This is a genomic window from Thioclava sp. L04-15 (assembly GCF_002020275.1).
Taxonomy (GTDB): Bacteria; Pseudomonadota; Alphaproteobacteria; order Rhodobacterales; family Rhodobacteraceae; genus Thioclava; species Thioclava marina.
This window is the reverse complement of the sequence record NZ_MPZW01000001.1, coordinates 412,557-424,840: the sequence shown is the minus strand read 5'-3', so window position 1 is coordinate 424,840 and position 12,284 is coordinate 412,557. Positions and strand designations below refer to the sequence as shown.

Annotated in this window: 14 protein-coding genes; 11 read left to right on the top strand and 3 right to left on the bottom strand. The window is 64.5% G+C overall.

Annotated elements, in window-relative coordinates; genetic code table 11:
- Positions 1 to 132: 132 nt before the first annotated feature.
- The 4 genes from BMI90_RS19045 (at position 133) to BMI90_RS02100 (ending at position 2,542) form a co-directional block, all read left to right on the top strand.
- The gene (locus BMI90_RS19045) at positions 133 to 951 is read left to right on the top strand and encodes a hypothetical protein (protein WP_168172707.1); all 819 of its coding nucleotides are present in this window, start codon (positions 133 to 135) and stop codon (positions 949 to 951) included.
- A 97-nt stretch (positions 952 to 1,048) separates the two neighbouring features.
- Entirely contained in the window at positions 1,049 to 1,627 is a 579-nt protein-coding gene (locus tag BMI90_RS02110) for an RNA polymerase sigma factor (protein WP_078525459.1), read from the top strand.
- Complete coding sequence (locus tag BMI90_RS02105) at positions 1,620 to 2,039, top strand: hypothetical protein (RefSeq protein WP_146671188.1); 420 nt, start codon at positions 1,620 to 1,622, stop codon at positions 2,037 to 2,039. Before BMI90_RS02110 ends, BMI90_RS02105 begins: the two co-directional genes overlap by 8 nt.
- Positions 2,039 to 2,542: a periplasmic heavy metal sensor gene (locus tag BMI90_RS02100; RefSeq protein WP_078525455.1), complete on the top strand. Its 504-nt coding sequence runs from the start codon at positions 2,039 to 2,041 to the stop codon at positions 2,540 to 2,542. Before BMI90_RS02105 ends, BMI90_RS02100 begins: the two co-directional genes overlap by 1 nt.
- A 34-nt stretch (positions 2,543 to 2,576) precedes the next feature.
- Here BMI90_RS02100 and BMI90_RS02095 read toward each other — a convergent pair whose 3' ends face one another.
- Complete coding sequence (locus BMI90_RS02095; protein WP_078525453.1) at positions 2,577 to 3,968, bottom strand: diguanylate cyclase; 1,392 nt, start codon at positions 3,966 to 3,968, stop codon at positions 2,577 to 2,579.
- A 103-nt stretch (positions 3,969 to 4,071) separates the two neighbouring features.
- On the opposite strand from BMI90_RS02095, the gene BMI90_RS02090 reads away from it, so the two are divergent.
- From BMI90_RS02090 to dacB, 7 genes are all read left to right on the top strand, one after another.
- Positions 4,072 to 4,350: a DUF3572 domain-containing protein gene (locus tag BMI90_RS02090; protein ID WP_078525451.1), complete on the top strand. Its 279-nt coding sequence runs from the start codon at positions 4,072 to 4,074 to the stop codon at positions 4,348 to 4,350.
- A 48-nt stretch (positions 4,351 to 4,398) separates the two neighbouring features.
- On the top strand, positions 4,399 to 5,103 hold the full coding sequence (locus BMI90_RS02085; RefSeq protein ID WP_078525449.1) for an HAD family hydrolase: 705 nt from the start codon (positions 4,399 to 4,401) through the stop codon (positions 5,101 to 5,103).
- Positions 5,104 to 5,121: 18 nt separating this feature from the next.
- Positions 5,122 to 6,837, top strand: a complete 1,716-nt coding sequence (locus BMI90_RS02080; RefSeq protein ID WP_078525447.1) for a DUF4153 domain-containing protein — start codon at positions 5,122 to 5,124, stop codon at positions 6,835 to 6,837.
- A 60-nt stretch (positions 6,838 to 6,897) separates the two neighbouring features.
- The gene (locus BMI90_RS02075; protein ID WP_078525445.1) at positions 6,898 to 7,476 is read left to right on the top strand and encodes a heme NO-binding domain-containing protein; all 579 of its coding nucleotides are present in this window, start codon (positions 6,898 to 6,900) and stop codon (positions 7,474 to 7,476) included.
- The gene (locus BMI90_RS02070; protein WP_078525443.1) at positions 7,473 to 8,636 is read left to right on the top strand and encodes a GGDEF domain-containing protein; all 1,164 of its coding nucleotides are present in this window, start codon (positions 7,473 to 7,475) and stop codon (positions 8,634 to 8,636) included. Before BMI90_RS02075 ends, BMI90_RS02070 begins: the two co-directional genes overlap by 4 nt.
- 96 nt (positions 8,637 to 8,732) lie before the next feature.
- Entirely contained in the window at positions 8,733 to 9,341 is a 609-nt protein-coding gene (locus tag BMI90_RS02065; protein WP_078525440.1) for a nicotinate-nucleotide adenylyltransferase, read from the top strand.
- 93 nt (positions 9,342 to 9,434) lie between these two features.
- Positions 9,435 to 10,874: a D-alanyl-D-alanine carboxypeptidase/D-alanyl-D-alanine-endopeptidase gene (dacB, locus tag BMI90_RS02060; RefSeq protein WP_078525439.1), complete on the top strand. Its 1,440-nt coding sequence runs from the start codon at positions 9,435 to 9,437 to the stop codon at positions 10,872 to 10,874.
- A 6-nt stretch (positions 10,875 to 10,880) separates the two neighbouring features.
- Here the strand turns inward: dacB and BMI90_RS02055 are convergent, their stop codons facing one another.
- Both BMI90_RS02055 and BMI90_RS02050 read right to left on the bottom strand, forming a co-directional pair.
- Positions 10,881 to 11,735 carry a type IV pili methyl-accepting chemotaxis transducer N-terminal domain-containing protein gene (locus tag BMI90_RS02055; RefSeq protein WP_078525437.1) on the bottom strand — a complete coding sequence of 285 codons (855 nt, stop codon included), beginning with the start codon at positions 11,733 to 11,735 and terminating at the stop codon, positions 10,881 to 10,883.
- Positions 11,736 to 11,804: 69 nt separating this feature from the next.
- Positions 11,805 to 12,227 (bottom strand): tellurite resistance TerB family protein, encoded by a 423-nt coding sequence (locus tag BMI90_RS02050; RefSeq protein WP_078525436.1) that lies wholly within the window; start codon positions 12,225 to 12,227, stop codon positions 11,805 to 11,807.
- Positions 12,228 to 12,284: the final 57 nt, after the last annotated feature.

Below are 12,284 nucleotides of genomic sequence, written 5' to 3'. Positions count from 1 at the left end.
GCTTGGAAAGGGAGGCTTGTCGATCACGGCTGCGTGAGGCGGCAATCCGCGCGACGGAAAACCGGATGCTTCCCGTTTGGTAGATATCGACGGCGCAACGCGCGTCCGGGAAAAGTTATGAGGAGTAAAGAGATGAAACTGTTCAGCAGGCAGACCGTTATTGCCGCCCTTCTGGCCGGAACCGGCCTTGCCTTTACTTTGCCCGCCGTGGCGCAGACCGCAGGTCCGGGCACTGGCATTCCGATGATGGGCATGATGGGTGACCGCGACGGGATGCGCGACGGCTTCGGCTTCGATATCACCGTGTTCGATTCCAATGACGACGGTCAGATCACCCTCGAGGAAATTCAGGCCAAGCGGGAGGCCGATGCCAAGGCCCTCGACGCCAATGGCGACGGGCTGATCTCGGAAGAGGAACTGGTCAACGCCGAACTCGCCAAGACGAAGGCCCTGATCGAGACCCGTGTGAAGGCGCGTTTCGCCTCGCAGGACGTCAATGGCGATGGCCAGCTTTCGGCCGCTGAGTTGATTGACCGGCCGATGCCGACGCAGATGTTCTCCCGCCTCGACCGCAATGGCGACGGTGCACTGAGTGCAGACGAAATGCAGATGGCGCGCAAGATGATGCAGCGCTTCGGTGATCGTGATGGACGCGGCTACAAGGATGGCCACGACTGGCATGGCCGAATGGGCGATCGCGATGGTCAGGGCCGTATGGCGAAGATGGGCGGCCGCGATGGCGGTTGCTGGATGAACCGCACGGGCGATCGCGACGGTTACGGCCGGATGATGGGCCAGGGCCAGGGTCCGATGGGCAATGCTCCGATGGGTCAGGGACCGATGGGCAACGGTCCGGTGGGTCAGGGGCCGGTCGGTAACGGTCCGATGGGCAACGGTCCGATGGTGCCGGGTAATGGCCCGGGCGCCCAGCAGCAAAACGGCGGGAACTGATCGCGCGGAGCAGGGGCCGGGGCGCGACAGGCACGCCTCGGCCCATTGCCGAATTGCACCCGCGGCCCGACCGCGATAGGCGTTTGGCGGAGAGACAATGGCGCTGGATGCGATGACCGAAGCTTCCGACGAGGCTCTTCTGGAGCTCTATGCGCAAGGCGACCCGTCTGCGGCGCGTGCATTGACGCTGCGGATGGGCCCCTTGGCCTATCGGCTTGCCTTTCGCTATCTGCGCGATGGGGCCGAGGCCGAGGACGTGGCACAGGAGGCGTTGCTCCGGCTGTGGAGGATAGCACCCGAGTGGCGCGCCGGTGAGGCGAAAGTCTCGACCTGGCTCTATCGCGTGGTGGCCAATCTCGCGACTGACAGATTGCGCAAACGGCGCGGTGTCGGACTCGACGAGGCGCCCGAGGTGGCCGACGACAGGGCCTCGGTGCTTGATGATCTGATGGCGCGTGACCGTGTCGCGGCGCTCGAGACGGCGCTGGCCGAGCTGCCGGAGCGGCAGAGGATCGCGGTCACGCTGCGACATATTGACGGTTTGTCCAATCCCGAAATCGCCGCAGCGATGGAAACCGGGGTAGAGGCCGTAGAAAGTCTGACAGCGCGCGGAAAGCGCGCTCTGGGCAAGCTCCTTGCGGGGCGGCGGGAAGAATTGGGGTTTGGCGATGAGTGACAAACGGGTCTATCGCGAGACAGATGATCAGAGCGAAGAGGCGCTGCTCGAGGCGTTTTTCGCCGAGGCGCGCGTGCAGGCGCCCGAGCCGGGAGCGGATTTCCTCGCACGGGTGATGGCGGATGCCGAAAGGGTACAGGCGGGGTTCGCCGCGCCGACGATTGCGTCGGGCGATGAGGGGGCGGGCGTTCTCGGCGGGATCTGGGAGGCGCTGCGCGGTGCGTTCGGGGGCTGGGCGCCGATGGGCGGTCTGGTCACAGCGGCGCTCACCGGGGTCTGGATCGGTTTCGTCGGCGCCGAAGACATGGCAAGCTTCGCCTCGCTTTACGGCAGCACGACCGAAAGCCTCGGCACGGTCAACCTGATGCCCGAGGCAGAGGTATTCGCCTTCGCCGATGAAGGAGGGTTCTGATGGCAGGCAGCGAGAACAGCAAATGCCGTGGGTTGCGCTGGGCGTTGATCGGATCGGTCACGCTTAACCTGCTGGTGGCAGGGGTGATTGTCGGCGGCTTCGTAGCCCATGACCGCCATCCGCCGCGTCCGGTAGTGGGCGATGTGAGCCTCGGCGCGTTCACCGAAGCGCTCAGCCCCGAGGATCGCGACGCTCTGCGTCGGGCGGCACAGGAACGTGTCGGCGATTTTCGTGACATGCGCCAAGCCGCGCGTACGGATATGACGGCGCTGATCGCTGCTCTTCAGGCTGACCCCTGGAACCGGGCGGAGGTCGAGCAGATCCTTGCGCGGCACAAGGCGCGCACGATCGATCGGGTGGATATCGGCGAGGCGCTGATCTTTGAGCGGCTCGAGGAGATGACGCCCGAAGAGCGGCGCGCCTTTGCCGAGCGGCTGTTGAAAGGCGCGCAAAGGTTTGACAAGCGCCTCGACCGTGACGACAACCGTCCGCCACGGCCCTGACGACGCTTAACCTGTTCGTGGAGATCGGTCTCGCTCAGGCTGCATTGCTGGCTTGGGCGATGGCAACCTGATTGCGGCCCGTCGCCTTGGCATTCAGCAGGGCGGCATCGGCCTCGTCCACCAGATGCTGCGGGTCGGTGTCCCGGGTTCCGCCGATCGCGAGTCCGATCGAGAGGGTGATCGAGATGACTTCTCCGTTCGGAAGCCGGATCGGTTGTGTCTCGATTGCGTGGCGGAGCCGCTCAGCGGTGCGGTAACCGGCATCGAGCGTGGTGTCGGGCAAAACGACAAGGAATTCCTCGCCGCCGATGCGCGCAATCAGATTGACGCCGCGCAGATTGGAACGAAGCGCTTTCGCAAAGGCGGTGAGGACGTGGTCACCGGCGCGGTGTCCGTAGGAGTCGTTGATCCGCTTGAAACGGTCGAGATCGAGCACCATCACGACGCTGGTGCGGCCGGTGCGGCGCGCGCGGTCGGACATCCGTGCGAGATGGGCATTGGCATAGCGGCGGTTGTAGAGGCCCGTCAGCGGATCGACCATTGCCAGACGCAGCCCCTCGTCCACCGAGACGCGGAGCCGATCCCGTACGCGTTTTTGCGCGAGCTGCGCGCGCAGCCGCAGCGCAGCTTCCTGTGCGGCCTGACCGGAGAGGTCGCATGGCAGCAGCTCGTCTGCGCCGAGATCGAGCGCCGTGGCCTGAATCTCGTGCGCATTGCGCGGGGTCGCGATAGCAATCACCGCGTCCCGGGTCTCGGCACGCGAGCGCAGCTCTGACATCAGGCGAAGCCCGTCTCCGCGACGCTCCAGATCGGCCGCGATCACGAAGATATCGGGCACGACCCCAGCGCGCGGATCATCGAGAGGCATCTCTCCGCAGAGGATCTCGATCCGGTCGCCAGGGAGGTTCCGCGTAAGCGCGGCCTTCCAACGCAGCGCTTGCTCGGGTTGATGGGCAATCAGGGCGATGCGCGCGGGCGGTGCAAAATCATGAAGCGACTCGGAAAAGCCCAGTTCGTGACAGGTCAGCGCCCGTAGCGCGGTCTCGTCCGCGCTGGCATGGGCCCGCAAGAGGCTGCGCAGCCGCGCGAGCAATACCAGTTCATCGAATGGCTTCGTCAGGATCTCGTTCGCGCCAGCCTTGAGCAAGTCGATACGCAGTGCGGGATCGTCATGCACCGTCATCGCGATCACCGGGATTCGCCGGGTTTCAGGGTCAGTGCGCAGTCGGGCGATCATCTCGCTTCCGCTCATGTCGGGCAGATTGGTGTCGAGCAGGATCAGGCCGGGTTTTTCCGTCGCAGCGAGCGCGAGCGCCGCACTCCCGTCAGCAGCCTGAGAGGTAGCGTAGCGCGCGCCCGACAGCTTCGCCTTGAGTACGATGCGATTGGTCGCGACATCATCGACGATGAGGATGGACCCCGCCATTGCCTGCTTGCTCCCTGTTGATGCCGGGCTCCGATTGCCCGTGTCTTGAAGATATCGGGCGATCAGTTAACAAAGGGTTTCCGACGATAGGGAGAAGAGCTCGATGCGGCAGGAAAGCGCCAAAATTCTCGCCATCCGCGCGCTTGGCTGGATGGCGTCCCAAGAGGAGCTGATCGAAGGGTTTCTCTCGGTCTCCGGGGCGAGCGTCGAGGATCTGCGGGCGCAGGCGCAGGATCCCGATTTCCTTGCGGGCCTGCTCGATTACCTGTTGATGGAGGATCGCTGGGTGCTTGATTGCGCGAGCGATCTGGCCGAGGCGCCCGAGGCGCTGATGCAGGCGCGCGCGGTTCTGGGGCGGGGCGATTTGCGGCACTGGACCTGAGCGCCGGCTCGGGGCAGTCTGACCTGCAAAGAGGGGGCAGGAGACTTCATGGCAGGCGGTAAGATTCGTGCGGTTCTTTTCGACAAGGACGGCACACTGTTCGATTTCGACGCGACCTGGGGGGCGTGGGCGAAGGCACGAATCGACGCGATGGCCGTGGATGAAACACACGCGCTGGCGATGGCCGAGGCGATCGGCTTCGATCTCGTGACGGCCGAGTTCGACGCTCATTCGGCCGTGATCGCGGGAACGGTGGAGGAGGCGGCCGAACTGTTGCTTCCGCATCTGCCCGGGCGGGATCTGCCGGGCCTGGTGGCCGAGCTGGACGCGGCTGCACGTGATGTGCCGCTGGTCGCGCCGGTCCCGCTAGGCGAATTGCTCGGCGGGTTGAAGGCGCGGGGGTTGCGTCTCGGGATCTGCACCAATGATGCGGAATCCACAGCGCGTGCCCATGCCGAACGCGCGGGTGTGTCGCAGATGTTCGATGCAATCATCGGATACGATAGCGGTCACGGGGCCAAGCCAACGCCCCGCCCGCTGCTCGCCTTTGCGGACGCGCTCGGGATCGATCCGGCCGAGGTGGTGATGATTGGCGACAGTTTGCATGACATGAGGGCTGCACGCGCGGCAGGTATGGTCGCCGTGGCGGTGCTGAGTGGCCCGGCGAGCCGCGCGGAGCTTGAACCGAACGCCGATGCAGTACTCGATCATATCGGGGGCCTGCCGGACTGGCTGACGCGGAGCGGTCGCTGAACGACCCGAGGAGGAGCTATGCATTCGAGATTGCAACACAGTCTGCTCGGGGCGCTGGCGGGGCTGTTCTTCTGGTCGCTTGAGGAAGGGACCTGGCACGCGCTTGGGCTCGACCCGCGCGCGTTCTTCGCACTGGCGGTACTGGGAACGGTCTTCTTCGGTGCCGCGCTCGCGATGCTGGGCGAGATCGGGGCGCGCAAGGCACTGGGTGCCGCGATCGTCATCGCGATTCCGGTGGCTCTTCTGGGGTGGTGGGATGCGGCAGGTTTCGGACCCGAAAGACCGATCGCGGCGCAGATGCGCTATGGTCTGCTGGCGCTTTTCGTGCTGGCGACGGTGCCGATCCCCTTCGCTATGGTGTCGTTGACGCGCGGGCGCAGCCATTGGGCCAATTACCCGGAGCTGTTCACCCATAGCTGGAACATTGTCGTGCGCTACGGTGCGGCCTGGTTGTTCCTGGGGCTGGTGTGGCTCGTTCTATTCCTGTCTTCACGGCTGCTGGAAAGCGTCGATATCGACATCCTGCAGACATTGTTCCAGCGCTCCGAAATCGCGCTGCCGCTGTCCGGGGCCATCCTCGGGCTCGGGCTGGCGGTGGTCACCGAGCTTGAGGAGATGATCTCGCCCACGCTGATCCTGCGGCTGCTGCGGCTTTTGCTGCCAGCTGTGGTGATCGTGGTCGCGGTCTTCCTGATAGGTCTCGTACTGCGCCGGATGCAGGGCGCCGCAGGCGATTTCCCCGAGACCGAGACGTTGCTCGCGATGGCCGTGGCGGCGGTGACGCTGATCTCGATCGGGGTCGAACGCGAGGATCACGAGGCAGTCGAGGCCCCGGTGCTGCGGCTTTCGGCGCGTGGGCTGGGGCTTATCCTGCCGGTCATGGTCGCGGTGGCGGTCTGGATCGAGTGGCAACGCATCGCGGACACGGGATGGACGCCTGCGCGCGTTGCGGAATTCGTGCTGACAGCGCTGCTGGCAGGCTATGGCATCGGCTATGCTCTGGCGACGCTCAGCGGGCGGCTCTGGATGGAGCGGGTGCGGCGGGTGAATATCGCGATGGCGCTGATGCTGGTGGCCATCGCGCTGCTCTGGCTGACCCCGTTGATCGCGCCTTACAAGATTGCGACGCGTTCGCAGATTGCGCTCTACGAGGCCGGGCGGATCGAGGCCGCGCGCCTGCCGATCTACGCGATGGAGACCGATTGGGGGCTTGCCGGCAAGGCCGGGGTCGCCCGATTGCGGGAATTGGCCGAAACCGACCCGTCCCTCGCATCGGCACTTGCCCGAGGCAAGGCCCCCGCCGAAAGCGAGACGCGCCTGACCGGTTTGCGCGAGGATATCATCCTTCCCCCGGGCGCGGGCGCACCGCCCGAAGCCTTGCTTTCATTGCTGTTGCAAGAAGCGGGGCCGGGAGCTGCAAGTCTCTGCCTGCCTCACCCCGATGGCCAACCGAGTTGCGCGCTGGTGCGCGCCGATTTCCTGCCTGATCTGCCGGGAGACGAGGCGATGTTCGTCCGTCAGGGCGACTATTCCGGTCTGATCGACCTCTATGCCGAAAGGGACGGAAGCTGGCGGCGTGTGTCGCGGGGGCAGGTCGTCGTTGAGGCGGGGACTGCGCAGGGCAGTCTCGACCCGGTCATCGCCGCGATCGCGAAAGGAGCGCTGGAAATTGTGCCCAGCGGGATCTTCGGGTTGCGTGCCGGCGGCCAGATGATTTTGCCGCTATCGCGGTAACCCATCGGATTTTCGATCTTTCTTAACCTCCTGCCGCTACCGTTTCCGGCAGGAGGCACCATGCTTGGCCTGATCAACCGCTCGATCCAGAATTTCCTGACCGACACGCACGGGGTCGAGGTCTGGCGCCGCGTGGCGGCCCGGCTGGGGCTGTCGGCGGCGGGGTTCGAACCGATGCTCAAGTACGAGAAGGGACAGAGCCTGAAGCTGATCGAGGCTGCTTGTGCGGAACTCGGGCGAAGTCGTACCGATCTTCTGGAAGATCTCGGCACCTATCTCGCGACCCGCGAACCCGTGCGCCGGCTGCTTCGCTATGGCGGCTGCGATTACACAGATTTTCTCAACACCCTGGATGATCTGCACGATCGCGCGCGCATGGCGCTGGCAGATCTCGACCTGCCAGAACTGTCGCTTGAGACATTGGACGACGGCGAATACCGTTTGCGGGTCGCAGGACGCCTTCCGGGCTGGGCAACCGTCTTTGCGGGTATCCTGCGTGCGATGGCCGATGATTACGGCGTTCTGGCGTTGATCGAGTCGGAAGAGAACGGCGAAATCGTCTCGATCCGTCTTCTTGACAGTTCCTATGCGAAGGGACGCAACTTTGCCCTCTCACGTCCCTTGGAGGGCAATTTATGAGCGACGCAATGCCCGAAGCGCAGGGGTGTTTGCAGCTCTCCTCCCTTTCGACGGCCGAACCTGTAGCGGCGCGCCAGCGCACGGACGCGATAGATGTCCTGACACAGGCCGAACCGCTTTTCTCGGCGCTGATGCCGATGTTTCTTTGGATCGACGGACAGGCACGGATCCGCGCGCTCGGCCGCACCTTGCACAAGGTTTTGGGCGAGGGCGTGATGACCGGAGACGCTTTCACGCGCCATTTCACCATCGGCCGCCACGAGGCCGATTTGCTGCGATGCCCTGATGCCACCATCCCCAGATGCGAATTCTCGAACTGTTCGCGCAAGGTCGGGGCCTGCGGATCCTCATTGCGGCATCTCAAGGAAAGACGAAGCATCCACCTCACCTTGCAGGCCCGGCCCGAGATCGGCTTGCGCGGCGATGTGCTGAGCCTGCCGCAGGCTGAAGGCGGGGGAGTGTTGATGAATCTCAGCTTCGGGATTTATCTCAGCGAGGTGGTCGCGAGTCTGGATCTGACGGAACGCGATTTTGCCGTGGCTGATCTCGCAATGGAGATGCTCTATCTGCTCGAGACGAAGTCGATGGTTATGGGCGAGTTGAGCGCCCTGACCGCAAGGCTCGATCATGCGCGGCAGAAGGCCGAGCGGTTGGCGCTGACCGATGCTCTCACCCGCCTGTCGAACCGGCGCGCGATGGAGCGTGCGCTTGCGCAGGCGCTCAGCGGCGTGACCCAAGGCGGCGCGCCTTTTGCATTGATGCAGATCGATCTCGATCATTTCAAACGGGTGAATGACAGCTACGGTCATGCGGCGGGCGATTACGTTTTGCAATCGGTGGCGCGGATACTGAATGAGACAGTGCGACATGGCGATCTGGCCGGACGCATGGGGGGTGACGAGTTCCTTCTGCTCTTGCGAGGCCCGATCGAACACAAGGCGCTCGAGGCTCTGGCGCAGCGGATCATCGCCCGACTGGAGGAGCCCAAATGGTTCGCCGGGAATGAATGCCTGATTTCCGGCTCGATCGGTGTGGTGGTCTCCGACGATTACGCGATACATGATCTCGACGCTATGCAGGGTGATGCCGACGTGGCGACCTATGCGGCCAAGGAAGCGGGGCGCGGCTGCGTGCGGTTCGCGCAGTCGGCTCCGCGCTGAGCGAGACGGCTATGGGTCTGGATCTTTTGCGCGTCGTACGCTCGTCGTGGGTTTTCCCTTTTCCTGTCCGCGCGCAATGAGGTAAGGGCACAGCCCATGAAACAGGGCTTTCCCATTGCGATGCCGGGCCAGAAAATCGGCCTGTTGGGCGGATCGTTCGATCCGGCCCATCAGGGGCACGCGCTGATTACCCGCGAGGCGCTGCGTCGCTTCGCGCTCGACCGGGTGTGGTGGATGGTGAGCCCGGGGAACCCGCTCAAGGCGCATGGCCCCGCGCCGCTTGCGCAGCGCGTGGAGTATGCGCGCAAGATCCTGCATGGAGATCCCCGCGTCGTGGTCAGCGATATCGAGGCGCGGCTGGGGACGCGCTTCACCGCGGATACGCTATCGCAGCTACGCGGGCTCTATCCCGGGGTGCGCTTCGTATGGCTGATGGGCGCAGACAACCTCGTGCAATTCGATCGCTGGGATCACTGGCACGATATCATCGAGACTGTGCCGATCGGTGTTCTCGCGCGTCCGGGCTGGCGGATGAAGGGGCGTCACGCGCGCGCGGCGCGTATCTATGCGCAGGCCGAACTTCCGCCCTCGCAGTCTTTCCGTCTTGCCGACGGACCCGCACCCCGCTGGTGCTTCATCAATATCCCGATGTCCGGTCAATCCTCGACCGAGATTCGCAAACGCGGCGACTGGCGCGTCGGCTGAAGCCGGCCAAAGCAGGACAGCTGCGGTTTTCAAGCGCTTGAAGCGGCTGAACGAGACGCTAGGCTGACCCTTGCAACCAGGGGGAATCGTATCATGGACGCGCTGTCGCGGCGGAAGGTCTTGCAGGCTCTGGCGGCGGGTGCCGGCTCGATCGCCTGTCCCTCGCTGCTACGGGCGCAAGGGATCGCGTCGAGCACTGAGCTTGTTCGCGCGGCCGGGTTGAGCGGTGATATCGGTTTCGTCGTCGCGGATCTGCGCAGCGGGCAGGTGCTGGAACAGCGCTGGGGCGGCAAGGCAATGCCGCCGGCCTCTGCGCTCAAGTCGATCACCTCGCTCTATGCGCTTGAACAGCTTGGGGCCGGTTTTCGTTTTGGCACACATCTTATCGCGACCGGGCCGATCGTGGGCGGCCTGATCCAGGGCGATCTGGTCCTTGCGGGCGGTGGCGATCCGACCCTGTCGACCGACGATCTCCAGGCGATGGCGAAGGCGCTGGCGGGCAAGGGTGTGCGCGGTGTGACGGGGCGGTTCCTGACATGGGGAGGGGCGTTGCCCTATGAGCGCGAGATCGCGGGCGATCAGCCGGTTTACGCGAGTTACAACCCGTCGATTTCGGGGCTGATGCTGAATTTCAACCGCGTGCATTTCGGCTGGAAACGCGCGGGCGGGGGCTGGGCGCTGACGATGGATGCGCGCGGGCGCGATGTGCAGCCCCAAGCCTATACCGCCAAGGTCGCGATCGCGAACCGGGCGCGGCCCACGTTCACCTATTCGGATCGCGGCGGGGTTGAGGCCTGGACGGTCGCCTCGGCGGCACTGGGCAAGGGCGGTTCACGCTGGCTGCCGGTGCGCCACCCGGCGGCCTATGCGGGTGACGTGTTTCAGACGCTGGCGCGCGCGCAGGGCGTTCCGCTGCCAAACCCGGAGGAGGTGCGCAACCCGCCCGGCGGGACTGCTCTCGTGAGCCATTCGAGCGATGCTCTGGCCCCGCTGCTACGATCGATGATGAAATATTCGACCAATATAACTGCCGAGGCCGTGGGGATGACAGTGAGTGCGCGGCTCGGTGCGGGCGGCTCGCTTGGAGCCTCGGGGCGAGCGATGTCGGAGTGGCTCGCGCAGCGGACGGGCGCGCGCTCGGCCCGCTTCACCGATCATTCCGGGCTTGGTGTGGATGCGAAGATCTCGCCGCAGGACATGGTTGCAGCGCTGCGGCAGCTTGGGGCGCCGATGGGGCTTCGGGGGTTGATGAAACCTTTCCAGCTGCGCGACGCGACTGGTCGACCGATGAAGTCCCAGCCGTTTGAGGTCGATGCCAAGACCGGCACGCTGAATTTCGTCTCGACCCTCGCGGGGTACATGACTGCGCCGGACGGGACGGAACTGGTCTTCGCGATCTTCACCGGCGATCTCGCCCGGCGGCGACGGGCCGGAACCGATCCGCAGCCCCCGGGAGGGCGGGCCTGGGTGAAAGCGTCGAAGATGCTCCAAAGCCGGTTGCTCGAACGTTGGGCGGCGATCTACGGGCGCTGAGCCGATTCAGGCTTCGAGGTAATGCGCCATCACAATGTCGAGCTGATCGAGAAGAGCCTCGTATCCTTGCGCGATGTCATAGAGGTCGATGGATTGGAGCACCCGACCTTCGCGCGCAGGGGCGAGCAGGAAGCGCAGATCGCTCCAGGCGTAATGGGTCTCGAGAAGGGCATCGCGCGCCTTGGTATCGCGCGGGGGCGATAGGCCCAGATTCTTATCGCCCCGGATCAGCGCGAATGTCGTGCCTTCGAAAGACGTTGTGAGAGTCGTGATCAGCGTTGGTGCGTCGGGGGACGGGGCGATCTGTTGCCGGCAAATCGCGAGAACAATCGCCTGCCCGCGTCTGCGTTGTGCGCCGATGGCACCGATTTGGCGCGTGCGCGCGGGGTCGGGATCGGAAAGGTCCGTTTCGAAAACTGCGATCAAGCTGCGCGAAGCGCCTGCCAGCGAGGTTTCGGCCGCAAGAAGACGGTCGAGTGCCGCTTGATCGGATGCTTCGTTGCGGATCGCCTCGGCGGCAGCGTGCAGACGCGACCAGGCGAGTCGCGTTTCATGCAGCGACGCAAGGCTCATCGCGCCACGCAGAGGAGGAAGATCTTTTGTCGGATCGCCGTGTTCGAGTTGATCCAGGCTGTCCTCGAACTGGGCGAGCGATACGCCGAGGCGACGAAGTTGTGCGGCACGATCGATCGCGAGCGTGGCAAAACAGGCCGCTGTCGCGATGCGCTGGCCAAGAAATTCCTGCCTCGCGGCGATCTCCATGCGTTGCATGGCGATTTGTGCGCGATCAGCCTCGGAGGCGCGCAAAGGGTCTGCGAAGCAGAGCCCAAGAAGGAGGAAGAACAGACGAAAAAAGCGCATCGACGAGGCTCCGGTCCATGAACTGGACCGGCTTAGCACCCGTCGGTTTCTGCGTGATTAACGCACGCCTCAGAGAGTGACGTGCCGTACCTTTGCGCCCCATTCGATCGCAACAGCATGAAGCCGGTCGATCGCCAGCTCGCCGCGGATTTCTTCGAGCAGGCGCAGTTCGGTCTGTCGGATCGTGCCATCGGCCGCCGCCACGTCGCAGGCGAGCGCATAGGCAGTTTCGAAGAGACGTTCGGGAAGCGAGTCGCGGATCAGCCCGAAGAGGGCTTCGAGGCCGTCTTCTTCCTCGAACAGTGCAAAAACCGAGCGTGAGACCCGCGCGATCCGGTCGAAATCGTAGCCGGCGAAGATCGGCATGTGGTTCACGATGCGTTCGATCGCAACGAGTTCCGAGGTCGGAACGTCCTCGTCGGCAGCCGAGACTGCGACCATCACGGCGACAAGGGCATCCTGGGGCGAAAGCGAGGAGAGGACATCGGGCACGGTTTTGGGGCTCCTGACTGTGGTTGGGGTGCAAATTATTGACTGTCCCCCTCCGCT